Source organism: Ruegeria sp. BA12, assembly GCF_056539625.1.
On sequence record NZ_JBQFVF010000006.1, the window covers coordinates 116096 to 139693 of the forward strand.

The 23598-nt window shown below is 57.5% G+C and carries 25 protein-coding genes and 1 pseudogene; 18 read left to right on the forward strand and 8 right to left on the reverse strand.

Annotation, left to right across the window (positions count from 1 at the left end):
• Position 1: 1 nt before the first annotated feature.
• The 4 genes from sucD to mdh form a co-directional block, all read right to left on the reverse strand.
• A complete protein-coding gene (gene sucD / locus ACR0B0_RS13220) occupies positions 2–883 on the reverse strand; it encodes a succinate--CoA ligase subunit alpha (protein WP_170350627.1) in 882 nt (293 codons plus the stop codon).
• 33 nt (positions 884–916) lie between these two features.
• Positions 917–1624, reverse strand: a complete 708-nt coding sequence (locus ACR0B0_RS13225; RefSeq protein WP_170377761.1) for a class I SAM-dependent methyltransferase — start codon at positions 1622–1624, stop codon at positions 917–919.
• 42 nt (positions 1625–1666) lie between these two features.
• Positions 1667–2860 (reverse strand): ADP-forming succinate--CoA ligase subunit beta, encoded by a 1194-nt coding sequence (gene sucC / locus ACR0B0_RS13230; RefSeq protein ID WP_170350625.1) that lies wholly within the window; start codon positions 2858–2860, stop codon positions 1667–1669.
• A gap of 320 nt (positions 2861–3180) precedes the next feature.
• Complete coding sequence (gene mdh / locus ACR0B0_RS13235; RefSeq protein ID WP_170361389.1) at positions 3181–4143, reverse strand: malate dehydrogenase; 963 nt, start codon at positions 4141–4143, stop codon at positions 3181–3183.
• A gap of 161 nt (positions 4144–4304) precedes the next feature.
• Between mdh and ACR0B0_RS13240 the strand changes: the two genes are divergently transcribed.
• Positions 4305–5060, forward strand: a complete 756-nt coding sequence (locus tag ACR0B0_RS13240) for a sulfite exporter TauE/SafE family protein (protein WP_480648148.1) — start codon at positions 4305–4307, stop codon at positions 5058–5060.
• On the opposite strand, the gene ACR0B0_RS13245 is transcribed toward ACR0B0_RS13240, so the two are convergent.
• A complete protein-coding gene (locus tag ACR0B0_RS13245; RefSeq protein WP_170551624.1) occupies positions 5057–5356 on the reverse strand; it encodes a hypothetical protein in 300 nt (99 codons plus the stop codon). The genes ACR0B0_RS13240 and ACR0B0_RS13245 overlap by 4 nt on opposite strands.
• Before the next feature lie 168 nt (positions 5357–5524).
• On the opposite strand from ACR0B0_RS13245, the gene ACR0B0_RS13250 reads away from it, so the two are divergent.
• The 10 genes from ACR0B0_RS13250 (at position 5525) to ACR0B0_RS13295 (ending at position 13146) form a co-directional block, all read left to right on the forward strand.
• Positions 5525–6382, forward strand: a complete 858-nt coding sequence (locus tag ACR0B0_RS13250) for an HpcH/HpaI aldolase/citrate lyase family protein (protein ID WP_480648151.1) — start codon at positions 5525–5527, stop codon at positions 6380–6382.
• Positions 6383–6389: 7 nt separating this feature from the next.
• The gene (locus ACR0B0_RS13255; RefSeq protein ID WP_170397171.1) at positions 6390–6944 is read left to right on the forward strand and encodes an NnrU family protein; all 555 of its coding nucleotides are present in this window, start codon (positions 6390–6392) and stop codon (positions 6942–6944) included.
• Positions 6945–6956: 12 nt separating this feature from the next.
• Complete coding sequence (locus ACR0B0_RS13260) at positions 6957–7163, forward strand: DUF1737 domain-containing protein (RefSeq protein WP_480648153.1); 207 nt, start codon at positions 6957–6959, stop codon at positions 7161–7163.
• The gene (locus ACR0B0_RS13265) at positions 7163–8191 is read left to right on the forward strand and encodes a MaoC family dehydratase (protein ID WP_480648155.1); all 1029 of its coding nucleotides are present in this window, start codon (positions 7163–7165) and stop codon (positions 8189–8191) included. Before ACR0B0_RS13260 ends, ACR0B0_RS13265 begins: the two co-directional genes overlap by 1 nt.
• A 55-nt stretch (positions 8192–8246) precedes the next feature.
• Positions 8247–8915, forward strand: a complete 669-nt coding sequence (locus ACR0B0_RS13270; protein WP_170551612.1) for a DUF1194 domain-containing protein — start codon at positions 8247–8249, stop codon at positions 8913–8915.
• 207 nt (positions 8916–9122) lie between these two features.
• Positions 9123–9506 carry a succinate dehydrogenase, cytochrome b556 subunit gene (gene sdhC / locus ACR0B0_RS13275; protein ID WP_480648157.1) on the forward strand — a complete coding sequence of 128 codons (384 nt, stop codon included), beginning with the start codon at positions 9123–9125 and terminating at the stop codon, positions 9504–9506.
• An 11-nt stretch (positions 9507–9517) separates the two neighbouring features.
• Positions 9518–9889, forward strand: coding sequence for a succinate dehydrogenase, hydrophobic membrane anchor protein (locus ACR0B0_RS13280; protein WP_170350608.1), 372 nt, complete (start codon positions 9518–9520; stop codon positions 9887–9889).
• A gap of 22 nt (positions 9890–9911) precedes the next feature.
• A complete protein-coding gene (gene sdhA / locus ACR0B0_RS13285) occupies positions 9912–11720 on the forward strand; it encodes a succinate dehydrogenase flavoprotein subunit (RefSeq protein WP_480648159.1) in 1809 nt (602 codons plus the stop codon).
• 13 nt (positions 11721–11733) lie between these two features.
• A complete protein-coding gene (locus ACR0B0_RS13290) occupies positions 11734–12513 on the forward strand; it encodes a succinate dehydrogenase iron-sulfur subunit (protein WP_170350606.1) in 780 nt (259 codons plus the stop codon).
• Between the two features lie 492 nt (positions 12514–13005).
• Positions 13006–13146, forward strand: coding sequence for a hypothetical protein (locus tag ACR0B0_RS13295; protein WP_170350605.1), 141 nt, complete (start codon positions 13006–13008; stop codon positions 13144–13146).
• A gap of 258 nt (positions 13147–13404) precedes the next feature.
• Here ACR0B0_RS13295 and deoD read toward each other — a convergent pair whose 3' ends face one another.
• The 3 genes and pseudogenes from deoD to ACR0B0_RS13310 form a co-directional block, all read right to left on the reverse strand.
• Entirely contained in the window at positions 13405–14118 is a 714-nt protein-coding gene (gene deoD, locus ACR0B0_RS13300) for a purine-nucleoside phosphorylase (RefSeq protein ID WP_170350604.1), read from the reverse strand.
• A gap of 17 nt (positions 14119–14135) precedes the next feature.
• Positions 14136–14453, reverse strand: coding sequence for an H-NS histone family protein (locus ACR0B0_RS13305; RefSeq protein ID WP_170350763.1), 318 nt, complete (start codon positions 14451–14453; stop codon positions 14136–14138).
• A 123-nt stretch (positions 14454–14576) separates the two neighbouring features.
• A pseudogene (locus ACR0B0_RS13310) lies at positions 14577–16553 on the reverse strand (methylmalonyl-CoA mutase family protein); the annotation flags it as partial.
• A gap of 135 nt (positions 16554–16688) precedes the next feature.
• Here ACR0B0_RS13310 and ACR0B0_RS13315 point away from each other — a divergent pair.
• The 7 genes from ACR0B0_RS13315 (at position 16689) to ACR0B0_RS13345 (ending at position 23598) form a co-directional block, all read left to right on the forward strand.
• On the forward strand, positions 16689–18077 hold the full coding sequence (locus ACR0B0_RS13315; protein ID WP_480648161.1) for a 1-acyl-sn-glycerol-3-phosphate acyltransferase: 1389 nt from the start codon (positions 16689–16691) through the stop codon (positions 18075–18077).
• A gap of 110 nt (positions 18078–18187) precedes the next feature.
• On the forward strand, positions 18188–19474 hold the full coding sequence (gene ccrA, locus ACR0B0_RS13320) for a crotonyl-CoA carboxylase/reductase (protein WP_170377733.1): 1287 nt from the start codon (positions 18188–18190) through the stop codon (positions 19472–19474).
• 206 nt (positions 19475–19680) lie between these two features.
• A complete protein-coding gene (locus ACR0B0_RS13325; RefSeq protein ID WP_170377559.1) occupies positions 19681–19902 on the forward strand; it encodes a hypothetical protein in 222 nt (73 codons plus the stop codon).
• On the forward strand, positions 19838–20557 hold the full coding sequence (locus ACR0B0_RS13330; RefSeq protein ID WP_170361413.1) for a helix-turn-helix transcriptional regulator: 720 nt from the start codon (positions 19838–19840) through the stop codon (positions 20555–20557). The genes ACR0B0_RS13325 and ACR0B0_RS13330 overlap by 65 nt, the downstream gene beginning before the upstream one ends.
• A gap of 84 nt (positions 20558–20641) precedes the next feature.
• Positions 20642–21280 (forward strand): acyl-homoserine-lactone synthase, encoded by a 639-nt coding sequence (locus ACR0B0_RS13335; RefSeq protein ID WP_170377731.1) that lies wholly within the window; start codon positions 20642–20644, stop codon positions 21278–21280.
• A 60-nt stretch (positions 21281–21340) separates the two neighbouring features.
• Entirely contained in the window at positions 21341–22873 is a 1533-nt protein-coding gene (locus tag ACR0B0_RS13340; protein WP_170350598.1) for an ATP-dependent DNA helicase, read from the forward strand.
• Positions 22870–23598, forward strand: coding sequence for an SDR family oxidoreductase (locus tag ACR0B0_RS13345; RefSeq protein WP_170350597.1), 729 nt, complete (start codon positions 22870–22872; stop codon positions 23596–23598). The genes ACR0B0_RS13340 and ACR0B0_RS13345 overlap by 4 nt, the downstream gene beginning before the upstream one ends.

Sequence of the window (23598 nt, forward strand, 5' to 3'; positions counted from 1 at the left end):
TTTACCCAATCGCTTCCAGCACCGCCTCACCCAGTTGCGCCGGGCTTTCGGCCACGACGATACCGGCCGAGCGCATGGCTTCGATCTTGTCCTCAGCTCCACCTTTGCCGCCGGCGACGATTGCGCCCGCGTGGCCCATGCGGCGGCCCGGAGGGGCCGTACGGCCTGCGATGAAACCTGCGGTTGGCTTTTTGCGGCCCTTCTTGGCCTCATCCGCCAGGAACTGCGCGGCTTCTTCCTCGGCTGAGCCACCGATCTCACCGATCATAATGATCGACTCGGTTTCGTCATCGGCCAGGAACCATTCCAGCACGTCGATATGCTCGGTGCCTTTGATCGGGTCGCCGCCGATGCCCACGCAGGTGGACTGGCCCAGACCCACATCGGTGGTCTGCTTGACGGCCTCATAGGTCAGGGTGCCCGAACGGGAAACAACGCCGACCGAACCGCGCTTGTGGATGTGACCGGGCATGATGCCGATCTTGCAGGCATCCGGCGTGATCACGCCAGGACAGTTCGGACCGATCAGGCGCGAGCTTGAGCCTTCCAGCGCGCGTTTCACCTTCATCATGTCCAGAACCGGGATGCCTTCGGTAATGCAGACGATCACCTCCATCTCGGCATCAATCGCTTCGAGGATCGAGTCAGCCGCAAATGGAGGCGGAACGTAAATCACCGAGGCGTTGGCTTCGGTCACGTGCTTGGCTTCGTGGACCGAGTTGAACACGGGCAGGTCGAGATGGGTCATCCCACCTTTTCCAGGGGTCACGCCGCCGACCATCTTGGTGCCATAGGCGATGGCCTGTTCGCTGTGAAATGTGCCCTGCGAGCCGGTAAAGCCCTGACAGATCACTTTGGTATTTTCATCGATGAGGACTGCCATTTCGTGGCCTCCATAGTGATTAATGTTAGCGCGCTAGATGTTTTGATCACCAGCGCTGCGAGTCTCGTTTTGGTCGGGATCAGAACCGCGTCGTGCCACGGCGTCGATGACCTGGTCTCGGGACCAAATCCCCAAAGACCGTTGTTTCTGACCTTCTCGCGTCAGCATAAACTCGGGGTCCAGGTTGATTTCGCCCGTTTCACTGACGGTCTCGATCGGTTCTGAAAAGTTAAAGGGTGCAACGCACGGGTTGAACCGTTTGAAACCTCCGTTTCTTGGCAGTCTGGGGTTTTGGGGGATGTAATGCCGCGTCGTCAGCAAATACGGGATTCCGCTGGCGACGAAGTTTTCAAAAAAGGCCCACCGCAACCACCATTTTAGATGAAAAAGACAGTCGCGGCACATCATCATATCCGCCTTTGGCAGAGTGTCTGATGTGATGTCGAGGTGCATGAACTCGCGTCCTGGAGCAGCATGCTGCTGTTTGACCTCTTCCAGAACCTCCAGCGAAATGTCCCCGCCGACATATTGAATGCCGGTCAGGTCCACATGTTGCATCCAAGTCCAATCACCACATGGCGCGTCAAGAAACGTTTTGACATTGTACTCGTCAAAAATACGCGGAAGCGCATCACGCAGCGGTCGGGTCGCCGCAAGGGTCGACCCATGCCCCGAGCGCGGTCCGTTGCGGCGTCCGGACCAGCTCAGCGTTTCAAAAGTGTCTCTCAAACCACTGCGCATAGCGGTTCTCCGTTTGGTTTAAGGTTCGATGAGCTGTGGCGATTACCCCTTAACCGCCTTCACGATCTTCTCGGCACCGTCTTTCAGGTTGTCCGCCGCGATCACGTCCAGGCCCGAGGTGTTGATGATCTCTTTGCCTTTCTCGACATTCGTGCCTTCCAGACGCACGACCAGCGGAACCTGCAGGCCGACCTCTTTCACCGCGGCGACAACGCCCTCGGCAATGACGTCGCAGCGCATGATGCCGCCGAAGATGTTGACCAGAATGCCTTTGACCTGCGGGTCCGAGGTGATGATCTTGAACGCCTCGGTCACTTTCTCTTTGGTCGCACCGCCACCCACGTCGAGGAAGTTGGCAGGCTCAGCGCCATACAGCTTGATGATGTCCATCGTCGCCATCGCCAAACCGGCGCCGTTGACCATGCAGCCAATCTCACCGTCCAACGCGATGTAGTTCAGGTCGTATTTCGAGGCTTCCAGTTCCTTGGGGTCTTCCTCGGTCGTGTCGCGCAGTTCGGCGATGTCGGGGTGGCGGTAGACCGCGTTGCCGTCAAAGCCAACCTTGGCGTCCAGCACCTTGAGGTCGCCGCTGTCGGACACGATCAGCGGGTTGATCTCCAGCATCTCCATGTCCTTCTCGACGAAGGCGTTATAGAGCTGACCCATCAGCTTAACGCATTGCTTGACCTGAGCGCCTTCCAGACCCAGCGAGAAGGCGATGCGACGGCCGTGATAGGGCTGATAGCCGGTTGCAGGGTCAACCGAGAAGGACAGGATTTTCTCGGGCGTGGCTGCGGCCACTTCTTCGATGTCCATGCCGCCTTCGGTCGAACAGACGAAGGAAATGCGGCTGGTCTGGCGATCCACCAGCAGGGCCAGGTACAGTTCACGCTCGATGCCGGAACCGGCTTCGATATAAATGCGGTTAACCTGTTTGCCCGCCGGGCCGGTCTGATGCGTAACCAGCGTGCGGCCCAGCATCTTCTTGGCTTCTTCGGCGGCTTCTTCCACCGATTTGGTCAGACGCACGCCGCCTTTTTCACCGGCATCGGCCTCTTTGAAGCTACCTTTGCCGCGTCCACCTGCGTGGATTTGCGCTTTGACAACCCAAAGCGGGCCGTCCAGTTCACCGGCTGCGGTTTTGGCTTCCTCGGCGCGCAGAACCGCGCGTCCCTCGGAGACCGGAGCGCCATAGCTGCGAAGAAGAGCTTTGGCCTGATATTCGTGAATGTTCATCAACACTGTCCCGTCTGACTACGATTACCCCGTTATAGAGGGCTGTAGAGCGCAAATATAAAGGCTTTTTTGACGGCGAAGAGCTTTTTAGTGTAGATTTTTGTTATTTGTGATCACAGTTTTTTGGGGTGTGATCACAATTCATTCTCGGGCAGTTACTTGATTCGAATCTGAAACCAAACCTGTCAAAAACACATTCAAAAACAAAATTTAAAACGTTTGCGCCAACATTTTCGGTAGCTCCATTCGGACTTGGGCAAACGGGCAATAGAAAAGCCGGACCTGAAAAGGACCGGCTTTCGAAAGTCTCATAAAAGGGATCAGGCCAGCGAGCTGTCGATACCTTTGCACGCTTCGATCAGGCCTTTCACCGCATTGACCGAATTGTCGAAACCGGCCTGCTCTTCTTCGTTCAGCTTGATGTCGACAACACGCTCGATACCGCCCGCGCCGATTACGGTGGGCACGCCCACATAAAGGCCGCTGACGCCCAGCTCACCTTCGCAATAGGCTGCGCAGGGCAGGACGCGCTTTTGGTCTTTCAGATAGGCTTCGGCCATTTCGATTGCCGACGTGGCCGGTGCGTAAAAGGCCGAACCGGTTTTCAGCAGGCCAACAATTTCGGCACCGCCGTCACGGGTGCGCTGTACGATAGCGTCCAGCTTGTCTTGCGTGGTCCAGCCCATTTCGACCAGATCGGGCAGCGGGATACCAGCGACGGTCGAGTAACGGACCGACGGCACCATAGTGTCGCCATGGCCGCCCAGAACAAACGCGGTGACGTCTTTCATCGAGACGTTGAACTCTTCGGCCAGGAAATGAGCAAAGCGGCCCGAATCCAGAACACCTGCCATACCGCAGACCTTGTTGTGCGGCAGGCCCGAGAATTCACGCAGCGCCCAGACCATCGCGTCCAGCGGGTTGGTGATGCAGATGACGAACGCGTCGGGTGCGTTGGCCGCAATGCCTTCGCCGACAGATTTCATGACCTTCAGGTTGATGCCCAACAGGTCGTCGCGGCTCATGCCCGGCTTGCGAGGGACGCCAGCGGTCACGATGCAGACGTCGGCGCCAGCGATATCTTCGTAGGACTGAGTGCCTTTCAGCTTGGCGTCAAAGCCTTCGGACGGGCCGGATTCAGCGATGTCCAGCGCCTTGCCTTCGGGGGTGCCTTCGGCGATGTCGAACAGGACGACGTCACCCAGTTCTTTCATTGCTGCGAGGTGGGCGAGCGTGCCGCCGATCTGACCTGCGCCGATCAGCGCGATCTTGGGTCTGGCCATTTGGATTATCTCCGGTCGGTTTTGAAATCGCGGTTTTGCTAGTCGTTAAATGGGTTTCGCGCAAGTACCCTTGGGCGCGGCATGCAACCGCATACCATTTGCACCCGGCCGTGTGATTGCGCTAAACGGCCTTTTAGACAGGCCAATTTGCAGGACGCCACATGTTCGAATTGAACTTGATGTTTTTTGCCGTGGCGATCCCTGCGGTGGTCTTTGCCGGAATCTCGAAGGGCGGGTTCGGGTCGGGGGTGGCGTTTGCGTCCTCGTCGATTCTGGCCCTGATACTTGAACCCGGGCAGGCGCTTGCGCTGATGTTGCCGATCCTGATGGTGATCGATGTAGCCACCCTTGGCCCTTATTGGAAACGGTGGAGCTGGCCGGATTCACGCCTGTTAATACTGGGCGCTGTGCCGGGGGTTGCGCTGGGGGCGTGGTTGTATCGCGCCACCAATGATGACCTGCTGCGATTGTTGATCGGCGGGATTTCGATCGGATTTGTGGTCTGGCATTTTTCACAGACTAAGGGCTGGGTGCGCGGCTTTGCCAATCGCCTGCCGCCACCTGCGGGTCTGTTTGCGGGGTTGATTGCCGGGTTTACCAGTTTCGTAAGCCACGCCGGAGGGCCCCCGGCCGCGGTCTACCTGCTGTCGCAGCGCTTGACGAAGACTCAGTTTCAGGCGTCGACCGTGCTGGTTTTCTGGGTCATCAATATCGCGAAGTTTGTGCCTTATGCCTATCTGGGGCTGTTCACCTGGCACACCGCTTGGGCTGACCTGCTGCTGACGCCCTTTGCGATCCTGGGCGCATGGCTGGGCGTCCGGGCGCATTTCATGCTGTCCGAGCGCCTGTTTTTTGGCATTGCCTATGTGCTGCTGACATTGACCGGCAGCAAGCTGATCTGGGACGCGTTGACCTAGACGTTGGGCGGCAGCGCCTCGGCCATATCATCATAGGCCTGGCCCGAGGCAACTAGGCAAGTTATCCCGTCCGGCAATGTCACCGTGATCGTCCAGCTGCCGCTTTGATCCGAAGCGTAAACCTCCATCACGGTCCCTTGCCGCGCGACGCCGATACTGCGGCGTGTTTCGCCGTAGGTCTCGGTCAGGCGCCTCACTATGTCCTCGCGCGGGGCACAGGTGCGGGCCTGTACCTGTTGTGCGGCCAGAACCATGATCCCAAGGCCCATCGTCATCTTGAACAACGTCGTTTTCATCAGTCACCCCTTTCGATTCCAACGTAATCAGGGTGCGTCCGGCGGGCAGAAATCCGGTTAAAGCTCCGCACGTTGCGTCGTAAATGCTGCAGCGCGGCGATTTTGCCCTTGAACTTTCCGACAAAAAATGCCCCATTCCGCGCAACATTCTTTCAAAGGGAGAGGCCAATGGACCCCCGTCAGCGCCCCTATCGTTCCGTTCTCTATATCCCCGGCTCGCGCGATCGGGCGCTGGACAAGGCCCGCACCCTGCCGGTGGATGCGATCATCTTTGATCTTGAAGACGCCGTTGCCGCCGACGAAAAGGCCAATGCGCGCGAAACGCTCAGGGCGGCACTGGCTGCTGGCGGGTATGGTGACCGGGTCAGGATCGTGCGCATCAACGGGCTGGATACCGAATGGGGCCGTTCTGACGCCGAAGCCGTACGCGAGATGGACGCGGATGCCGTGTTGTTGCCCAAGGTGGGCTCGGCCGCTGACGTGGACGCGCTGGCCGCGATCACCGGCGACATGCCGATCTGGGCGATGATGGAAACTCCGCAAGGGATGTTGAACGCGGCCGAGATTGCAGCGCATCCGTTGATGGCAGGCTTTGTCATGGGCACCAACGATCTGGCCAAAGATCTGCAAACCCGGTTCCGTCCGGACCGTCTGCCGTTGATGACGTCGCTGGGCCTGTGCGTGTTGGCCGCCAAGGCCCATGGGCTGATCATCGTGGATGGTGTCTATAACGCATTCAAGGATGAGGCTGGTCTGGCCGCAGAATGCGAACAAGGCCGTGACATGGGTTTTGACGGCAAGACGCTGATCCACCCGGCGCAGGTCAACATCACCAACGCGGCCTATGCGCCGTCAGAGGCCGAGATCGACTTGGCCCGCCGTCAGATTGCAGCGTTTGAAGAGACCGAGGCACAAGGGCAGGGCGTTGCCGTCGTGGATGGGAAGATCGTTGAAAACCTGCATGTTGTAACAGCCCGCGAAATTCTGGCAAAAGCAGAGGCGATTTCAGCTTTGCAAGCGGGGTAAGCCAGCAATGGGCTTTGTTCTTCTGATCCTTGGGGTGGCGCTGTGGTGGGCCGCTCATCTGTTCCAACGCGTCATGCCGGCGCAGCGCGCGGCGATGGGCAGCGCGGGCAAAGGCGCGGTTGCGCTGGCGCTGGTCGTGGCAATCCTGCTGATGATCTTCGGCTATCGCATGACCGATACCGTTTTCGTCTGGGCACCACCATCCTTCATGATCCACATAAACAATCTGTTGGTGTTGATCGCGATCTATATGATGAGCCCCGCAGGCACCAAGGGTCGCCTGTTGAACAAGCTTCGCCACCCAATGCTGGGCGGGTTCAAGCTGTGGGCTTTTGCGCATTTGCTGGTTAACGGCGATTTGGCCTCGATCATTCTGTTCGGCGGGCTGTTGGCCTGGGCTGTTGTCGAGGTCATTGTGATCAACAAGTCCGAGCCCGATTGGACACCCGGTGAACCCGGTACCTATGGCAAGGACGCGATGTTCTTTGTCGCCTCGATCGTGTTGTTGGGTGTGATCGGCTATATTCACGGGCTGGTTGGTCCGTCTCCGTTCCCATCTTAAGGAAATGACATCATGGCAAAACTCTATCGCCTGCTGACCGAGGAAGACACATCCGCCTTCTGCCACAAAGTGTCAGACGCCTTAGCAAATGGGTGGGAGCTGTATGGTGACCCGTCTTACGCCTATGACGAAAACAGCCGCATGATGCGGTGTGCGCAGGCTGTGACCAAAGAGGTCGAGGCCGACTATTCCTCCGATATGAAACTGGGACAGCAATAATGGCAAAGACAAATCCGGGCCGCTTTTTCGAGGACTACTCTGTTGGTCAGGTGCTGCATCACGCCGTGCCGCGTACTGTAACTGACGGAGAGCGGGCGCTGTACCATGCGCTCTACCCGGCGCGACACGCGCTTTATTCGTCGGATGAATTTGCTCGGAATTGCGGCTTGCAGCAAAGCCCGATTGACGATCTGGCTGCTTTCCACGTGGTGTTTGGCAAGACCGTGCCAGACATCTCGCTGAACGCGGTTGCCAATCTGGGCTATGCTGAGGGACGCTGGCTGTTGCCGGTCTATCCGGGCGATACGCTGCGCTCTGAATCCGAGGTAATCGGGGTCAAGCAGAATTCGAACGGCAAGACTGGCGTGGTCTGGGTACGCACGCGTGGCCTGAATCAACGAGATGAGGTTGTCATCGAATATGTCCGTTGGGTGATGGTGCGCAAATCGAACCTTGACGCCCCCGCGCCCGAGGCGGTTGTACCGGACCTGAAAAAAGTGCTTGAGCCCAAAGACCTGGTGGTGCCTACGGGGTTGGATTTCTCGAATTACGATTTTGCCCAATCGGGCGAGGCGCATCGTTGGGGTGATTACGAGATTGGCGAAACCATTGATCATGTCGACGGCGTGACGGTGGAGGAGGCCGAGCATATGCTTGCCACCCGGCTGTGGCAGAACACAGCCAAAGTGCATTTCGACCTGACCTTCCGGCCCGATGGTCGTTTGATTTATGGTGGCCACGTAATTTCGATGGCGCGGACATTGTCGTTCAACGGTCTGGCCAATGCGCAGATGATTGTCGGCCTGAACGGCGGCGCCCATGCCAACCCCTGCTTCGCAGGCGACACAATCAAGGCTTGGTCCGAGGTTCTGGACAAGGCCGAAACTGGTGTGCCGGGCGTGGGTGCCATCCGTCTGCGGCTGGTCGCGACAAAGGGTGGAGAGCCGTTTGCGCTGAAAAACGAAGATGGCCGGTATCAGCCGAACGTCCTGTTGGACCTTGATTATTGGGCGCTGATGCCAATCTGAGCACGCCCCACATTCATTTGATCGCAGCCTGTGTCAATCATGCTAGGCTGCGATCATGGTCTTACTTCGATCACTTGCTGCCTTCCTGTTTCTGACGCCGCCCGCTGTCGCGTGCGATCTGGCGTTGGCTTTGGCAGTGGACGTATCCGGTTCGGTCGATACGACGGAATACCGGATACAGATGGATGGGCTGGCCGCCGGGTTGCGCGACCCCTTGGTGTCCGAGGCGCTGGTGCGGGGGCAGGCACAGTTGATGCTGGTGCAGTGGACCGGGTCCTCGCGTCAAAAGGTGACGATCCCGTGGACCCGGATCGATAGCTTTGACACGCTTGAACGGTTTGCCGATCAAGTTGCCGACGACCCCAGGGTTTGGCGCAACTTTTCAACCGCAATCGGTGAGGCGCTTGAGATGACCATGTCTAGCTTCGATGCAGTGGCGGATTGCAAACGGCATCTGATAGACATTTCGGGCGATGGGGTGTCGAACGAGGGTGTCGAACCAACCGAGACGCACAGGGCGTTGCGCACACGCGGGGTGACGGTAAACGCAATTGCGATCGAGGAAAGCGAACCGGACCTGACCGCCTATTTCTTTGAAAATGTCATTGTCGGCGAGGGCGCATTTGTGGTGTCGGCAGCGGGGTTTGCCGATTACCCCGAGCGGATTCGAAAGAAGCTGTTGCGCGAAGTTACACAGCAATCAGCGGCTTTGGAGCAGCAGTAGCAGATTCGTGATCACAATGCTTGTTCCCTGAAAACGCTAACATTCAAGGCTTGGAAGGGTTTTCGTGATCACAGTATTATTTTGCGTGATCACAAACTGATGAAATCTGCTATTTTGAACCCTTTTTACCCATTTTTGCGCATGCAGCACGTGACAGAAGGGCAAAAAACAGTAAAACGACCGGTAGCCAACGAAAGAGGAGCCGACATGGCCGATGTCAATCGGGGCAACCGCCCGCTCTCGCCACACATTATGATCTATCGCCCCCAGATGACTTCGTTGTCGTCGATCATGGTTCGCCTCTCGGGATTGGGCGCCTTTGCCGTTGCAATCTTGATCGTCTGGTGGCTGTTGGCCGCTTCGACATCGGAAAGCGCGTTTCTGGCCATCGCCGGATTTTTGCGCAGCTGGTTCGGCGACATCCTCCTGACCTTGGCCACCTGGGCGCTGTGGTATCACACGCTGGGTCGTCTGCGTCACGTCTTTTGGGATTTCGGCTACTGCCTTGATGTCGAGGTCTCTGAGAAACTGGGTCTAGGCATGTTCGTCGGTGCGACCATCCTGACCATTATCACTGTGATTGCGGTTTAAGGGGACGGCACATGCGATATCTGACTGACCGTAAACGCGCGCAGGGTCTGGGCGCAGGGAAATCCGGCACACAAACACATTGGCGCACCATGGTCCGGGCGATGATCCTGACCGTGCTGGTTCCGATCTTCATCTTCACCTTCGGGGCCGGTATCGGCGGCACATACGAAGAAGTCGTCGCCTATTTCAGCCGCCCATTCCCGGCAATTGTGACCGCTCTGACTTTGGTCGTGGGCATGCAACAGCTGATGTATGAGGCGCAGGAAACCATCGAAGATTATGTCCATGGTGTTCTCGAGAAAGTCTCGCTCGTTGCAATGTGGGCCCTGGGCTACACGCTGATCGCGGCCGGGCTGTTCGCTCTGGTCAAGCTCGCCCTGTGATGCGCGGTAAGGAACAAGAACAATGACAGCAGCATATGAATATGAAACCCACGAATACGACGTCGTTGTCGTAGGCGCAGGTGGTGCAGGTCTGCGGGCGACGCTGGGCATGGCCGAACAGGGCCTACGCACTGCATGCGTCACCAAAGTGTTCCCGACACGCTCGCACACGGTTGCGGCGCAGGGCGGCATCGCGGCATCTCTGTCTAACATGGGACCGGACCACTGGCAGTGGCACATGTACGATACCGTCAAGGGCTCGGACTGGTTGGGTGACACCGACGCGATGGAATATCTGGCCCGTGAAGCACCCAAAGCGGTGTATGAGCTGGAGCACTACGGCGTGCCCTTCAGCCGGACCGAAGAAGGCAAGATTTATCAGCGTCCCTTCGGTGGCCACACAACCGAATTCGGCGAAGGTCCTGCCGTGCAGCGCACCTGTGCTGCAGCCGACCGGACAGGCCACGCGATCCTGCACACGCTGTATGGTCAGTCGCTGAAGAACAACGCCGAGTTCTACATCGAATACTTCGCCATCGATCTGATCATGTCCGAGGACGGGCAGTGTCAGGGTGTCGTCTGCTGGAAACTTGACGACGGAACGATGCACGTCTTCAACGCCAAGATGGTGGTACTGGCGACCGGCGGCTACGGCCGTGCCTATTTCAGCGCCACGTCGGCCCATACCTGCACCGGTGACGGTGGCGGCATGGTGGCTCGTGCGGGTTTGGCGCTGCAGGATATGGAGTTCGTTCAGTTCCACCCGACCGGCATCTACGGTTCGGGCTGCCTGATCACCGAAGGCGCACGGGGCGAGGGTGGCTACCTGACCAACTCGGAAGGCGAACGGTTCATGGAGCGTTATGCGCCCCAATACAAGGACCTCGCGCCACGTGACTACGTATCGCGCTCGATGACCATGGAGATCCGTGAAGGCCGGGGCCATGGTGACAATGGCGACCACATCCACCTGAATCTCAGCCACCTACCGGCCGAAGCGCTGGCGGAACGCCTGCCGGGCATTTCGGAATCGGCGCGTGTCTTTGCTGGTGTCGACGTGACCAAGGAACCGATCCCGGTTCTACCGACCGTGCACTATAATATGGGTGGCATTCCGACCAACTATTGGGGCGAGGTTCTGAACCCCACAGCCGATAACCCAACGGCTGTTGTACCGGGCCTGATGGCCGTGGGTGAAGCGGGTTGTGCCTCGGTCCATGGCGCGAACCGATTGGGCTCGAACTCGCTGATTGACCTTGTGGTGTTTGGCCGGGCGGCCGCGATTCGGGCCGGTGAAGTTGTCGATGCCAAAGCGTCGAACCCGGTTCTGAACCAAGCGTCGGTCGACAAGGCGTTTGACCGGTTTGATGCTGTGCGGAATGCGAGCGGCGCAATCCCTACCGCCGATCTGCGGCTTGAGATGCAGCGGACCATGCAGGAAGACGCAGCCGTATTCCGGACCGCCAAGACCATGGCCGAGGGCGTCGAAAAGATGACGGTGATCGCGGCCAAGATGGACGACCTGAAGGTCTCTGACCGCTCGTTGGTGTGGAACAGTGATCTGATGGAATCTCTGGAACTGACCAACCTGATGCCAAGCGCGCTGGCCACCATCGTTGGTGCCGAGGCACGCAAGGAATCCCGCGGTGCCCATGCGCATGAAGACTTCACCGAGCGTGACGACGAAAACTGGCGTGTCCATACCGTTTCGCGGGTTGAGGGCAACAAGGTTGACCTCAGCTATCGCCCGGTTATTGCCGATCCGCTGACCACCGAAGAAGAAGGTGGCATCAGCCTCAAGAAAATCGCGCCGAAGGCGCGGACGTTCTAAGGAGAGGAACTTTATGGTACAACTAACCCTCCCCAAGAATTCGCGCATCACGACGGGCAAAACCTGGCCGAAGCCGGAAGGCGCGACCAATGTGCGTAAGTTCCAGATCTATCGCTGGAACCCGGATGATGGAAAAAACCCCCAGCTCGACACCTATTTCGTTGATATGGACAGCTGTGGGCCGATGATTCTGGATGCGCTGATCAAGATCAAGAACGAGATCGATCCGACCCTGACCTTCCGCCGCTCGTGCCGCGAAGGCATCTGCGGTTCCTGCGCAATGAATATCGACGGGATCAACACGCTGGCCTGTATCTACGGCATGGATGAGATCAAGGGTGACGTGAAAATCTATCCGCTACCGCATATGCCGGTAGTCAAAGACCTGATCCCCGATCTGACACATTTCTATGCCCAGCACGCTTCGATCATGCCGTGGTTGGAAACCAAGACCAACCGCCCCGCAAAAGAGTGGAAGCAGTCGATCGAAGACCGCAAAAAGCTGGATGGTTTGTATGAATGTGTGATGTGCGCCAGCTGCTCGACCTCGTGCCCGAGTTACTGGTGGAACGGCGATCGCTACCTTGGGCCCGCCGCGTTGCTGCATGCCTATCGTTGGATCATCGACAGCCGCGATGAAGCCACGGGTGAGCGTCTGGACGAGCTGGAAGATCCCTTCAAGCTGTATCGCTGCCATACGATCATGAACTGTGCCAAGACCTGTCCCAAGGGGCTGAACCCGGCCAAGGCAATTGCCGAGATCAAGAAGATGATGGTCGATCGGTCCGTTTGATCACAGCCACAAAAGAAGACAAAACCCGGGGTGGCAACACTTCGGGTTATTTCGTGTTATGCGGGCATTGTAATGTCGGAGTACATCAATGACCCATAGACTACTAAAAGCCTTGTCAATTTCTGCCATCACCATTCTTTAAGCGTGTGGTGGATCGGGCAGCGACCGGGCGGACTTAGCATTCAAACAGGTAGACTGTGCAAAACAGGCCGGAATTGGGGGGGCATTTACCACTCAATACACCCTTCAGGATGGTAAGCAGACTGAGGTGTTCGTTTCCGGCAACGGCGTCAGCGAAGAACAAGCCGCTAAAGCGAATGCTTGTATGATCGCGTAATTGGCGAAAGACGAGAAAGGCTGGCAGATGCAAGTGCCAGCCTTTTATGCAGTTTTGTCATGCCGAGATTGCAAAAAGATGTGATGAAGTCAGTTGTTGGACTGCTTAACCATTCAACAGGGGAGGAGTGATGGAACCGAAACGGGATCGCTCCGATGCACGACCAAAACTCAAAAACGAACGCTGCTGAAGCTCTGGAACTGTTGGAACAAGCTTGGGCTTATTACACGCCGGAACCTGCGCCGGTGGCTGAGGTTCACGAGCCTGAATTGTTCGAATACGCAAACGCCGCCTAACGCTTGAATTTATCCTTGGATTGGGCAATGCATAAGCATGCCCATTCTGTTGTTAGTACTGGCGGCCGGAGTGTTCGCCTATTTTATCTGGCGATCACGTACGTCGTCGTTGACGCGTGATTGCCGATGGCGGCAACACCGCAAGGAAGGCGTTTGGGTTTGTGCCTATTGCGGGGCACAGCACGAAGGCGCGGATACACCGACCAGTTGCCTGAAAGGGAAATAGGACAGCAGGGCGATCTTTCGCCCTGTCTGTGGCTATGCCGCGTCGGGAAATGCTGCTTGCAGCGCGATTTCCACCATATCCCCAAAGCTGCTTTCGCGTTCGGACGACGGCAGTGCCTCACCCGTCAGCAGGTGATCGGACACGGTCAGAACCGCCAGCGCGCGGCAATTGTGACGCGCGGCGAGGATATACAATTCGGCGGCCTCCATCTCGACCCCCAGAATGCCGTGTCGCACCATCTGTTCGTTCAAATCAGGTCGTTCGTCATAAAACACGTCCGACGAATAAATCCCGCCGATATGCGTGGGTGTCCCTTTCGCAGCCGCCGCCTGAGCCGCCGCCTGTAGCAAACCCCAGTCGGCGCAGGGGGCAAAGTTAAGTTCTTTCAGAATGCCGCGTGATGGCGTGCTGAGCGTGGTCGAGGTCATCGCCAATATCACATCGCGGATATTGACGCTGTCCTGCATCCCGCCGCACGATCCGATGCGGATCAGGGTTTTGGCACCAAAATTGCGGATCAGTTCATTGGCGTAAATCGACAAGGACGGCATCCCCATGCCGCTGCCCTGAATTGAAACCGGGTGTCCTTTCCAGGTTCCGGTGAAACCCAGCATGCCCCGCACATTATTGACCAGCCTGGCATTCTGCAAAAAGGACTCTGCCGCCCATTTCGCCCGATAGGGATCACCGGGCATTAAAACGGTTTCAGCAATTTCACCTTTTTCTGCGCCAATATGAATTGTCATTTTTCACTCAATTCCTGTCAGATTTCCAAATCCGAAATATCTGCCCCGGCTTTTAACGCGTCATGAACCCATTGCGGTTTGCGGCCTCGGCCCGACCAGGTTTGTTCAGGATTGGACGGATTCTTGTATTTTGCGTTGGCTTTCGGGCTTTTAGGTAGCTTTGAGCCATTGCCAGACAGGTCTGAAAGTGAAAATCCGAACTCAGCGGCGGCCTTTTCGGCCGCTTTCAAAGCCTCTTTGCGATCACGCTTTTCCGCATTTTTAAGCGCGATTTCCACCTTGTCGCGCAATTCAAGCAGTTCTTTTCGAGACATTTTATCTAGGCTGATCGCCATTTTTTTCTCCGTTCCGCACTTCGTCATACGTGGACGCAATAGCCCACCGTAATTCCAAATCCGAAATTTATCTATCCCCTCGTGAAGGGGAATAGAAACAGAGATTTCCCAAAAAGGGTTGAATTATTCAGCCGCGATATTTTGCGGATCGACCAGAGTTACGATATCGCCCATGATTACATTCAACTCAAAGTTCTTGGGCGTATAGATTTTGGCAACGCCCATTGCCTTTAGTTTCGCTGCATCATCATCGGGAATGATCCCTCCAACCACGACAGGGACATCGTTCAGCCCGGCTTCGCGCAGGCGGGTCATGACGTCTTGCACCAATGGGATGTGGCTGCCGGACAGAATCGACAGACCGATGACATGGGCCTTGTCTTCAATGGCAGCCGTGACGATTTCCTCGGGTGTCAGGCGAATGCCTTCATAGCTGATGTCGATGCCGCAATCGCGGGCGCGGAAGGCGATTTGCTCGGCTCCGTTTGAATGGCCGTCCAATCCCGGCTTACCCACCAGGAATTTCAGGCGGCGCCCCAGTTTGTCACTGACCGCATCAACAGCAGCGCGCAGATCCTCCAGCCCTTCGGTCTTGTTCGATACCGAACCTGAGACGCCGGTTGGGCCGCGGTAGGTACCGTAGACCTTGCGCATTTCTTCAGCCCACTCGCCGGTGGTGACACCTGCCTTGGCGGCGGCGATTGACGGTTCCATCACGTTGGTGCCGGATCGCGCCGCCTCACGTAGTGCGGCCAAAGCCGCCTTGACGGCTGCGTCGTCACGATCTGCGCGCCATTCATTCAGGCGGTTGATCTGCTCTTGCTCAACGGCAGGGTCGACAACCATGATACCGCCATCTTCGGTCTCCAGTGGTGAGGGTTCGCCCTGTGTCCATTTGTTCACCCCGACCACGACGGTTTCGTTGCGTTCGATCCGGTTCAGGCGTTCGGCGTTGGAATCGACCAGACGGGATTTCATGTATTCGATCGACGCCACCGCGCCGCCCATCGATTCGAGGTTGCCCAATTCAGCCCGCGCGCCTGCTTTCAGCACTTCAACCTTAGCGTCCACGACGGGGTTGCCGTCAAACAGGTCACCATATTCCAGCAAGTCGGTTTCATAGGCCAGGATTTGCTGCATCCGCATCGACCATTGCTGATCCCACGGACGTGGCAAACCCAACGCTTCATTCCATGCGGGCAATTGCACAGCACGGGCGCGGGCCTTTTTCGACAAGGTCACGGCAAGCATTTCGATCAGGATGCGATAGACGTTGTTTTCGGGCTGCTGCTCGGTCAGGCCCAGCGAGTTGACCTGAACACCATAGCGGAACCGACGGTATTTTGAATCCTCGACGCCATAGCGTTGTTGCAGAATTTCGTCCCAAAGATCCACGAAAGCCCGCATCTTGCACATTTCGGTGACAAAGCGGATGCCCGCGTTCACAAAGAACGAAATGCGACCGCAAAGCGCCGGGAAATCCTCGGCTGGGACGCGGGGGCGCAGCTCATCCAATACGGCGATGGCCGTGGCCAGTGCATAGGCCAGCTCTTGTTCGGGTGTCGCGCCGGCTTCTTGCAAGTGATAGGAACACACATTCATCGGGTTCCATTTCGGCACGTTGGTATAGCAATACTCGGCCACGTCCGCGATCATCTTCAGCGACGGTTTTGGCGGGCAAACATAGGTGCCGCGGCTCAGGTATTCCTTGATTAGGTCGTTCTGCACGGTGCCTTGCAGCTTGGACACGTCCGCGCCCTGTTCCTCGGCCACAGCGATATAAAGCGCCAGCAACCAAGGGGCGGTGGCGTTGATCGTCATCGAGGTGTTCATCTGTTCCAACGGAATCTGATCGAACAATACCCGCATGTCGCCCAGATGGCTGATCGGAACGCCAACCTTGCCGACCTCGCCGCGCGCCAATGTGTGATCGCTGTCGTAACCGGTCTGCGTCGGCAGGTCGAAAGCCACGGAAAGACCGGTCTGTCCCTTCGCCAAATTCCCGCGATACAGCGCGTTTGAGGCCTTGGCGGTGGAATGACCGGCATAGGTTCGGATGAGCCAAGGGCGATCTTTCTGCGTCTGCGTCATAGCTGGGCCTCGTGTTGCGGGTGGGCAAGAAAATTACGTCACTGGCCTCTAAAGCGCAATTTTCGGGATATGTCAATTCGCTGCGTCGCGGCATTTCAGGTTCTTCAGATTGTAGGTGGCCCGGTTTGGTGGCAGGGTGCGTGCATGACTCAGACCGTGGAACTTCCGCTTTGGCTGTTTTTGCTGATCGTGGTGTTTGCCGCGGTCACTCTGGCCTCGCATTTTCTGTTTCCTTCGGTGCGCTGGTTTTTTCGCCGCCGGCTTGAGCGGGCAGTCAAACGCCTGAACAAACGCCTGCAGCGACCCATCCAACCGTTCAAGCTGGCGCATCGACATGACATGATTCAGCGGCTGATTTATGACCCGCAGGTCGGGCAGGCGGTTCAGAACTTTGCACGCGAGGAACGTGTTCCCGAGGCCGTGGCCTTTGAAACGGCCCGTCGTTATGCGCGCGAAATCGTTCCGTCCTTTTCAGCGGTAGCCTATTTCAGCATCGCCATCCGCCTGACTCGTATGCTGAGCAACGCGTTTTATAACGTGCGTCTTAGCTATATGGACGAAAAAGCCCTGCGCAACATTGACCCAGAGGCGACGGTTGTTTTCGTCATGAACCATCGCAGCAATATGGACTATGTGTTGGTGACCTATCTGGCGGCGCAACAATCTGCGCTGTCTTATGCGGTTGGGGAATGGGCGCGCGTCTGGCCGCTTAGCCGTTTGATCCGGGCAATGGGTGCCTACTTTATCCGCCGCAAATCGGGCAGTGAGCTTTATCGGCAGGTGCTGGCTTGCTATGTGCGGCACGCGACCGAAGCGGGCGTGACACAAGCTATGTTCCCCGAGGGCGGTCTTAGCTTGACCGGCGCACTGGGTCGGCCAAAGCTGGGGCTGCTCAAATACATCATTGATGCCACCACCCCCGACGGTAGGGACGTTGTTTTTGTACCCGTCGCGCTGAATTATGACCGCGTGCTAGAGGATACAATCCTGACCAAAGCGGCGCTGGGAAATGAACGCAGGTTTCGGGCCAGGATCGGGGTCATCGCCTGGTGGATTATCAAACAGGTCGGCCGACGGTTGGTAGGTCGTTATCAGCGATTCGGCGTGGCTTCGGTGCGGTACGGCCAGCCTGTTTCGCTGCGGGCGTTCCGGGCGGACCACAATACCAACCTGATGACCGATCTGGCGCGGGACTTGATGGTGGGCATTGGCAAAGCGATTCCGCTGGTTCCGGGGCCTGCTACGTGTTGGTTGGTGCGTGAAAAGGGCGAAATTGCCGAAACAGACGCGGTGGCGCTGATAGACCAACTGCTGCGACGCAACGGAAGTCCTGCACCATTGGAGCATAGTGCAATCGAGGCTAGTATTCAGCAATTGGTGGATCGCCGCATTCTGAAACGCGAGGGCGGGAAATTATCGTCGTCAGGTCAAAGAGTTGACCTGTTGAACTATTATGCAGCCTCGGCGCCACTGGATGCAGGGCAAGTGATTTCTGCGACTGCAAAAGAAATTTCTGCACCCGCTGGGTCATAAAATTACAAAATGAACTCAAAATGGGTTGCAATATTGCTCGATGGAAAATACTCATCGGGTAAAGCCGCCGATTCTGCGTTGCGGCAAGGATTTTAGAAAAGGAGGCCAACATGGCTCTGGACACCGATAGCGGCATCGCGTCGTACGAGGCACCGGAAAAAGACCTCTATGAGATGGGTGAAATCCCTCCGATGGGGTTTGTCCCGAAACAAATGTATGCATGGGCGATCCGCAAGGAACGCCATGGCGAGCCGGACACGGCCATGCAGCTGGAAGTGGTAGATGTCCCCAAGCTGGACAGCCACGAGGTGCTGGTTCTGGTGATGGCCGCTGGCGTCAACTACAACGGCGTCTGGGCGTCGTTGGGTAAACCGATCAGCCCGTTTGATGGTCACGGACAGCCGTTCCACATCGCCGGTTCGGATGCATCGGGCATCGTTTGGGCCGTAGGCGACAAGGTCAAGCGCTGGAAAGTGGGCGATGAAGTCGTAATCCACTGCAACCAGGATGACGGTGACGACGAAGCCTGTAACGGCGGCGATCCGATGTATTCGGACAGCCAGCGGATCTGGGGCTATGAGACGCCGGATGGGTCGTTCGCTCAGTTCACTAATGTTCAGGCACAGCAGCTGATGCCGCGCCCCAAGCACCTGACCTGGGAAGAAAGCGCCTGCTACACGCTGACGCTGGCCACCGCATACCGGATGCTGTTCGGTCACGAGCCACACGATCTGAAGCCGGGCCAGAACGTTCTGGTTTGGGGTGCGTCGGGTGGTCTGGGCTCATATGCAATCCAGTTGATCAACACTGCGGGTGCAAACGCGATCGGTGTGATCTCGGACGAAAGCAAACGTGACTTTGTAATGGGTCTGGGTGCTAAGGGTGTTCTGAACCGCAAAGACTTTAACTGCTGGGGCCAATTGCCCACAGTGAACACACCGGAATATGCCGATTGGTTCAAAGAAGCACGCAAGTTCGGCAAGGCCATCTGGGACATTACCGGCAAGGGCAACAATGTCGACATGGTGTTTGAACACCCCGGCGAAAGCACCTTCCCGGTGTCGACCTTCGTGGTGAAAAAGGGCGGAATGGTTGTGATCTGCGCCGGTACCACCGGCTATAACCTGACCTTCGACGTGCGCTATATGTGGATGCACCAGAAGCGTCTGCAGGGTTCGCACTTTGCGCATCTGAAACAAGCGGCTGCTGCGAACCAACTGATGGTCGAGCGTCGCCTGGACCCATGCATGTCCGAGGTGTTCTCGTGGAATGAGCTACCCGATGCGCACATGAAGATGATGCGCAACGAGCATAAGCCGGGCAACATGTCGGTCTTGGTTCAAGCTCCGCAGACCGGAATGCGGACACTGGAAGAGGTTTTGGACGCCCGCGGTTGAGCCGCACCAAAATCAGGTAATGGAGCCCGCGAACCGTGTTAACGGTTCGCGGGCGTCACTTTTTCAAGGGTAAGTCTATTTATTTTAAGAGGTTATAGATATTAACCCCACTGATTTGGGGGAGTAGAAAGCAGCGAATAGGCAAAAAAATACTGCACATGTTATGGTTGTGTTAACCCTTCGTTAACCGTTTCGGAGAGACCCTGATGGCGCAGAATGAGTGGATACTGGACGTGTTGTCGGACCTCAACGCCTTCGCCGTTGAGAATGGTATGATCGCGCTGGCCGAACAGCTGGACGACACCAAGCTGATCGCCGCAGCCGAGATCGCGTCCATGAAGGCTGAGGTACGGACGCCGGCGGATGGGAAAAATACTCGATATGAGCCAAGTCCTGGAGGACTTGGAAAACACCAGCACGCTCGATGAATTAAGTGGCGTCGCAATCCGATTGCGTGACCGGCTGAAAGTCGAGCACCTTATATACCACTGGGTCGACGGTGCCGGGGATCAGTACGGCTATACGACCTATCCCGATGCTTGGGCAGAGCGATATCTGGAAAAGAGTTATCACCGCATTGATCCGGTCATCCTGGGGTGCTTTCAGCGGTTCCACCCGGTCGATTGGAAAACGCTGGATTGGTCCAGCAAAGTGGCCAAGGCATTTCTGCAAGACGCACAAAGCCACGGTGTCGGCAATCAAGGCTATTCCATCCCGATCCGGGGGCCGAACGGGCAATTCGCCTTGTTTACGGTCAACCATACCTGTGATGATGAAACCTGGCAGCGTTTCATCGAGCGTCATGGTCGTGAGCTGATCCTGATCGCGCATTATTTCAACCGCAAAGCGCTGGAATTCGAAGTTGACCGACAGCCCGACTCTGCCCGCAGTCTGTCGCCACGCGAAGTCGACGCGATGACCTTGCTGGCGCTGGGGTACAGCCGGGCCCAGGTGGCCCATTCGCTGTCTATCTCTGAACATACACTACGGGTCTATATCGAAGGCGCCCGGGCGAAGCTTGGGGCGCAGAACACCACTCACGCCATCGCCACAGCGCTCAGCCGAGGATTAATAGTGGTTTAAGAGGCGCGCGCCCTCAGAACGGGAAATTAACTATGACTTTGTACCCCCTTCGTTCCTGCACAGGACGACAAGGGGAAAAAAGTCATGTTGCGCTATTTGTATGCGGATGAGCTGCACAAGTTTCCGGATCTGGCCGAAGGGATGTTCCGGGATCGCGCGGATCAGTTCAAAACCCGGTTGGGTTGGGACGTACACGTTAACGAAAAAGGGGAAGAGCGGGATCGGTATGACGAACTGAACCCGCTTTATGTCATCTGGGAAGAAGAAGACGGCAGTCATGGAGGCTCAATGCGCGTGTTGCCGACCACCGGCCCGGTCATGGTGAACGAGGTGTTCGGCCATCTGACCGGTGGCAAACCAGTCTGCAGCCCGCTGATTTGGGAGGTCACAAGGTTCTGCCTGTCGCGCACGGCCAGCCCACACACCGCAGGCGCCATCATGCTAAGCGGCGGTGAGATGATGGAAGGGTTCGGCCTGACCCATATCGCTGGGGTCTTCGATGCACGCATGATTCGGATTTACCGCCTGATCGGATCGTCCCCGGTGGTTCTGGGGACCGAAGGGCATGGGCGTGATCAGATTTCGGTCGGGCTGTGGCCCTATTCTGCCGATGATTGCAACCGCGTGGCCGAACGCGCGGGGATCCCGCGAGAGCTGTCGCGGCTGTGGTTCAAGACGGCATTCGGGATCGGACGGCAGCATCGCTTTTCTCTGTCGGCCTGATCAGGCGAAAAGCCCAATCCCTCTCTGGTGATAGCTGGCGCGGCCCTGTAGGGTCGCGCCATGTCTTTGCCCCCCGTGACCTTCTCTGACGACCAGGCCGCCGCCTATGACAGCATCTCTGAAATGCTGCGATCAGCCGGTGTAGATCTGGATGATGATGCCCTGCTGAAATTGCCAGGCAACGGCAAATCCGGTGTGATGGCGGTGATCGGCAAAGCCGGCTCGGGCAAGACCCTGTTGCTGGCCGAGCTGTACAAGGCCTTGGCCGAAACCGGTGTTCAGATTGTGTCGGGTGATTTCGAAAGCCGCAAAGCGAAGGAAAAGCGCAGCCTTGCGATCCTGGCCCCCACCAACAAGGCTGCCAGCGTGTTGCGTCTGCGCGGGGTCCCTGCAACGACCATTCACCGCATTCTCTATACCCCGGTTTATGACCCGGAATATGAACGCATCGCCGAATGGCTGGCGGGCAATGACGAACGCCCCGAGGTCCAAGGTCTGACGGACGAGGCGTTGGACCGTGCAGCGGCGTTTTATGCGAATAATAAATCGATCCCTGGTGCCTTGGCCGCCGCCGGACTGCGCGGGTCCGATTTCATCACCGGCTGGAAACGTCGGGACGAGCCTTTGGATATCGGGTTCGTCGATGAGGCCTCGATGCTGGACGACCGGCAATTCGAGGACCTGCAAGAGATTTTTCCGACCTTGTTGTTATTTGGTGACCCTGCGCAGCTGGCCCCCGTCAATCAATCGGGCAGCATGGTGTTTGACGCTTTGCCCGAGCCGCGCAAACAGATCCTGCACCGGGTCCACCGGCAAGAGGCGGACAATCCTATCCTAGACCTGGCCCACGCGCTGGCGGACCCTAAGATGGGGTTCGAGGATTTCGAACGTCTTATAGAACAAACCGCCCGTCAGGATGACCGCGTGGTCTGGGGTCAGCGGGTCGAGGTTGATCTGATGGCCCGCAGCCCGGTTCTGGTCTGGCGCAACGCCACACGTATTCGGTTGATTCAGGCGTTTCGGCAAGTTCACGGCGCGCCGGAGACCGAGCTGCTGGAAGGTGAACCAATGATCTGTGATGGCATCGAACTGCCGTTGAAACACCGCAAGAAACGTTTGGACCTTGAGGCGCGCGGGTTGATCAAAGGCGCGCAAGTCATCTATTTGGGACCGGGGCGCAAGCCGGGCTTTTCACGCCTGCACGTGATGGGCGCCGAGGACCCACAGGTCAGTGCGGCCTCGATCGTCAAGATCGAAAAACCGGATGAAGAAGAACCCTTTATCCCCTTCGCCGCCCGCATGGGTGCCACCTTTCTGCATGGCGCGGCGGTAACCATTCACAAGGCGCAGGGCTCGCAATGGGACACGGTACAGGTCTTTGCGCCGGACATTTACGCCGCCGCCCGCATGGGCAGGACCGAGGCCGGGCAGCCGCTTTGGAAGCGGCTGGCCTATGTCGCCATCACCCGCGCGCAAGAGCGGTTGATCTGGGTTGTGCGCAACCGTCTGGCCAAGCCCACCCATCCGCTGCGTGTGGATGATCTGCGCGCGGTTCCGGCGGCGTCCTTGACATTGGAGGCTGAAGATACATGACATCCATCATAGTAACCGGCGCAAGCTCGGGCATTGGGCGGGCCACGGCGGACTTGTTCTTGAACGAAGGCTGGACAGTGGGCCTGTTGGCGCGCAGTGCCGATACGTTGCACGAAATGGCCAAGGATCGCACAAACGCGATCCCATTGGTTGCGGATGTAACGGACGCGGATGCGGTCCATGCGGCCTTTGGCGCGTTTCAGGAAAAGGCTGGCCGGTTGGACGCGTTGTTCAACAATGCGGGCATCTTTGCGCCCGGCGGAACCATCGACGAGATCGCGCTGGAGGATTGGTATCAAACCGTCAACGTCAATCTGAACGGCATGTTCCTATGCGCGCGCGAGGCTTTTCGGATCATGCGCCACCAGTCGCCGCAGGGCGGGCGCATCATCAACAACGGCTCGATTGCCGCATATGTGCCGCGCCCGAACTCGGTGCACTACACGACCACGAAACATGCCATCACCGGTCTGACCCGCAGTCTGTCGCTGGACGGGCGGGACCTCGGAATTGCTTGCGGTCAGATCGACATCGGCAACGCGCGCACGCAGATGGTACAGGGACTGGTGGATGCCGCGGTTGAGGCCGGTCAGACGCCCGACCCGACCATGGCGGTTGAAGATGCAGCACGCTCGGTGCTGCATATGGCGACCCTGCCGCCCGAGGCGAATGTGCAGTTCATGACCGTGATGGCAACAACGATGCCCTATATCGGGCGCGGTTAG

Coding starts and splice junctions, on each gene's coding strand:
- sdhA (WP_480648159.1), top strand. CDS start 9,912: ATGACAGCAGCATATGAATATGAAACCCACGAATACGACGTCGTTGTC.
- ACR0B0_RS13270 (WP_170551612.1), top strand. CDS start 8,247: ATGGTCTTACTTCGATCACTTGCTGCCTTCCTGTTTCTGACGCCGCCC.
- ACR0B0_RS13335 (WP_170377731.1), top strand. CDS start 20,642: ATGTTGCGCTATTTGTATGCGGATGAGCTGCACAAGTTTCCGGATCTG.
- sucC (WP_170350625.1), bottom strand. CDS start 2,860: ATGAACATTCACGAATATCAGGCCAAAGCTCTTCTTCGCAGCTATGGC.
- deoD (WP_170350604.1), bottom strand. CDS start 14,118: ATGACAATTCATATTGGCGCAGAAAAAGGTGAAATTGCTGAAACCGTT.
- ACR0B0_RS13265 (WP_480648155.1), top strand. CDS start 7,163: ATGGCAAAGACAAATCCGGGCCGCTTTTTCGAGGACTACTCTGTTGGT.
- ACR0B0_RS13340 (WP_170350598.1), top strand. CDS start 21,341: ATGTCTTTGCCCCCCGTGACCTTCTCTGACGACCAGGCCGCCGCCTAT.
- ACR0B0_RS13250 (WP_480648151.1), top strand. CDS start 5,525: ATGGACCCCCGTCAGCGCCCCTATCGTTCCGTTCTCTATATCCCCGGC.
- ACR0B0_RS13280 (WP_170350608.1), top strand. CDS start 9,518: ATGCGATATCTGACTGACCGTAAACGCGCGCAGGGTCTGGGCGCAGGG.
- mdh (WP_170361389.1), bottom strand. CDS start 4,143: ATGGCCAGACCCAAGATCGCGCTGATCGGCGCAGGTCAGATCGGCGGC.
- ccrA (WP_170377733.1), top strand. CDS start 18,188: ATGGCTCTGGACACCGATAGCGGCATCGCGTCGTACGAGGCACCGGAA.
- ACR0B0_RS13325 (WP_170377559.1), top strand. CDS start 19,681: ATGGCGCAGAATGAGTGGATACTGGACGTGTTGTCGGACCTCAACGCC.
- ACR0B0_RS13255 (WP_170397171.1), top strand. CDS start 6,390: ATGGGCTTTGTTCTTCTGATCCTTGGGGTGGCGCTGTGGTGGGCCGCT.
- ACR0B0_RS13245 (WP_170551624.1), bottom strand. CDS start 5,356: ATGAAAACGACGTTGTTCAAGATGACGATGGGCCTTGGGATCATGGTT.
- ACR0B0_RS13315 (WP_480648161.1), top strand. CDS start 16,689: ATGACTCAGACCGTGGAACTTCCGCTTTGGCTGTTTTTGCTGATCGTG.
- ACR0B0_RS13345 (WP_170350597.1), top strand. CDS start 22,870: ATGACATCCATCATAGTAACCGGCGCAAGCTCGGGCATTGGGCGGGCC.
- ACR0B0_RS13260 (WP_480648153.1), top strand. CDS start 6,957: ATGGCAAAACTCTATCGCCTGCTGACCGAGGAAGACACATCCGCCTTC.
- sucD (WP_170350627.1), bottom strand. CDS start 883: ATGGCAGTCCTCATCGATGAAAATACCAAAGTGATCTGTCAGGGCTTT.
- ACR0B0_RS13290 (WP_170350606.1), top strand. CDS start 11,734: ATGGTACAACTAACCCTCCCCAAGAATTCGCGCATCACGACGGGCAAA.
- ACR0B0_RS13240 (WP_480648148.1), top strand. CDS start 4,305: ATGTTCGAATTGAACTTGATGTTTTTTGCCGTGGCGATCCCTGCGGTG.
- ACR0B0_RS13305 (WP_170350763.1), bottom strand. CDS start 14,453: ATGGCGATCAGCCTAGATAAAATGTCTCGAAAAGAACTGCTTGAATTG.
- sdhC (WP_480648157.1), top strand. CDS start 9,123: ATGGCCGATGTCAATCGGGGCAACCGCCCGCTCTCGCCACACATTATG.
- ACR0B0_RS13295 (WP_170350605.1), top strand. CDS start 13,006: ATGCACGACCAAAACTCAAAAACGAACGCTGCTGAAGCTCTGGAACTG.
- ACR0B0_RS13330 (WP_170361413.1), top strand. CDS start 19,838: ATGGGAAAAATACTCGATATGAGCCAAGTCCTGGAGGACTTGGAAAAC.
- ACR0B0_RS13225 (WP_170377761.1), bottom strand. CDS start 1,624: ATGCGCAGTGGTTTGAGAGACACTTTTGAAACGCTGAGCTGGTCCGGA.